Below are 1,359 nucleotides of genomic sequence, written 5' to 3' on the forward strand. Positions count from 1 at the left end.
TAAAATATTTATATTTGCGGAATCAAACAAACACAGAAACATTATGCATCTTGATGAATTGAAATGCCATGCGACCGACCTCGTCCGCCTTCTCCCCAGACAGATGCTGGCACGGCTCGCGAAATCCACGGAAGTGGACCGCTACGCCAAGGAACTGCAGGGGGAGCGCCTTTTCAACCTGCTGCTTTATGGGCTGATCCGCTGCAAGCGGTTGAGCCAGCGCAAACTGGAGAAGGTGTTCGAGAGCCGCGCTTTCTGCACCCTGTTCGACTACTCGCTTGGGGAAAGGGTTTCGCACAGTTCCATCTCGGAACGCCTCTCGAAAGTGAATGTGGAGTTTTTCCGCAAGGCATACGAAGTGTTCTACGACAAGCTGCACAGCCTCTACACGCCGCGTGAGATAGAGCGCAAGCTGCTGGTAAGGGTGGACAGCACCCTCGTTGCCGAAACCTGCAACAAGCTCAAGAAGGGCTTCACCGTAGGCAAGCGTCCGGTTGGAAAGGATGCCTGCAGGCAACGGCGGCAGGTGAAATACACGATGGGGTACGAAGGCTTCGCCGCGAAGCTGGCCGAGGTGCTGGACGAGCCGGCTTATCTGAGCGAGGACATCGCCCTGCCCGAGGCGATAGACAGGATGATAAAGAAGGACCCCGAACACAGCAACTTCTACGTCTTTGACCGCGGGCTGTCATCGTTGCGCGCATACGATTCGATGACGGAACAGCACGCCAGGTTCGTGGGCCGCATCAAGACCAACCGCAGCATGGAGACGGTGCGCGTGCTGGAAATCCCGGAGGCCGACAAGTGCGCTCCGGAAAAGCTGGTGCTGGATGAGGACAAGGTCGTACACCTGCGTGAAGGGGGGAGCCGCAAATTCGGCACGGAGGAATACCGCGTCATCACGGCCCATTTCAAGGAGCCGCGTGACACCACACGCCCCCAAAACAAAGGGAAAGCCAAACGCGTGGAAAACCGCATATGCTTCATCACCAACGACATGGAACTGCCGGCCAAGGAGGTTGCCGAAATTTACCGCCGCCGTTGGGACATCGAGGTGTTTTTCCGTTTCCTCAAGCAGGAACTCTCCTTCAGCCATTTCCTGTCGGTCAACGAGAACGGCCTGCAGGTCATCCTTTACATGACGCTCATAACGGCCATGCTTGTCATGATATACAAGCGTGAGAACAAGCTGGGGTATTCCATGGCCGTCTTCACTCTCGATTTGGAAATGGAAGACTATGCGATGGGACTTGCCTCGGAGATGGCTGCCGGAAATCGCGGGACACCGCACGGAAGCCAAAAAGGGAAACACAAGCGTCTGGAAGCAAATGGCTTAACGTCTTAGATCTTCCGACCACT

1 protein-coding gene is annotated in these 1,359 nt (G+C 55.6%); it reads left to right on the plus strand.

Annotated features, from left to right (window positions below):
• Nucleotides 1-1,345: IS4 family transposase (locus ACZMIG_RS14805; RefSeq protein ID WP_487889770.1), on the plus strand; the 1,345-nt coding region annotated here is incomplete at its 5' end.
• Nucleotides 1,346-1,359 lie beyond the last annotated feature (14 nt).

This window comes from Xylanibacter sp. (assembly GCF_057607445.1).